General features: G+C 41.7%; 2 pseudogenes. Both read right to left on the reverse strand.

Annotated features, from left to right (window positions below):
• A pseudogene (locus tag G4V62_RS19055) lies at positions 1 to 100 on the reverse strand (chromate transporter); the annotation flags it as partial.
• Positions 101 to 666: 566 nt separating this feature from the next.
• Positions 667 to 1,423, reverse strand: a pseudogene (locus G4V62_RS19060) (hypothetical protein); the annotation flags it as partial.

Genomic DNA, 1,423 nt, shown 5'->3' on the forward strand with positions numbered 1-1,423 from the left:
GCACAAATTCCCGTTCGAGCAACGGCAAGACGACGTGACCACCACCGAACACGAACGACCCCGCCCGATAAAACATATCGCTTAGCGCGAGCCATGATGACGTTTTGATGGGTCGTTGGGATCACGCTCATGAACATCAGCATGAATAGATAGGTAGAAAAGTGGGACACAACTTTTACAACTGAAAAAATGAAATCTCCTTGTTTTTTATAAAAGAGAGAATATGAGGATGGTATTGTTCTTAACAGTCTAGCTGACGAAATTTTTGTATGTTGTGGCTTATCTATCCGCTGTTTTAGACTCTCATAATAATGAAAAGTGCATTTGAGATGTCGGATCAGCACGAATTATCTTTAGTTTTGACGGGATTATTTTCCATTAAAATCCAAAATTGTAATACAGAGAAAACAATTAAGGCAACAAGAAAGACATTCCAAGCTTTCTTACTCACTTTAAACCGGCGAATCTGTATTTAGTACTCAACGACAGAGTAAGCATATCAAGCAGTCTTTGAATATATTTAATTCTATATTAAAAGTCGTTTTCAATAGAGATGCAAAGCCTTTCCTCGGTTTACAACCGAGGAAAGGACGCATCTTAGAATTAACTTTCATTTGACAGAGTACGTGCAAAGCTATTTTTGTCCCAACCTCTAGAAAATTTGATTTAATAAGAAACTCCTTCGTCAATCAGATAAATCCATACGGATGTTCTTGAGACCCCTGCAGAAACATACACATTTATTTCATGTAAAGACCATAAGCCTGTCGCCGGATCTTGCTGACGAAGCCAAGTTCGAACTTGCTCCCTAGAGTTATTCAAAATTATCGGATCAGTTGCTAAATTAGTCGTATTTAAAGTGTAGTTATCTAAAGCGTAACCTTCCATTGCACTATCAAACTGAGTCGAACGTTTTAAATCAATTTTGATAGGAACCGAAGCAGCTCGCATATTTAAAGTTAAACTTGCACCTACACTTGTAGTTTTTGTATAAGTGAAAATAACATTTCCTAATGTGAACTCTAAACTACTACCTGTATCACTAAGATCTACATTGTAAACCGCATACGGTGCTCCACCACCCGGAGAAGCTGGTCCTGTAGGGCCTGTGACACCCGCTGGCCCTGTAGGACCTGTGACACCTGCTGGTCCTGCTGGTCCCGTTGCACCTGTTGGTCCGGCGACACCACTTAGGATTGCTTCGTAATCAGGTGAGCTACCCGGTGTCCCAGTTGGCGGAGCATTAACAACAACATAAAGCTTACCATCATATGAAACGACTTCTCCCTTTGTATAAGAGCCACTCTGTCCAGGATCCCATGTCGTTACATTGTCCAACCCTACACCAGTCGCACCTGTTGGCCCTGTTGGTCCCGTTGCACCTGTTGGTCCGGCGACACCACTTAGGATTGCTTCGTAATCA

The sequence above is a fragment of the Litoribacterium kuwaitense genome (genome assembly GCF_011058155.1).
In the GTDB taxonomy this organism is placed as follows: Bacteria; Bacillota; Bacilli; order Bacillales; family DSM-28697; genus Litoribacterium; species Litoribacterium kuwaitense.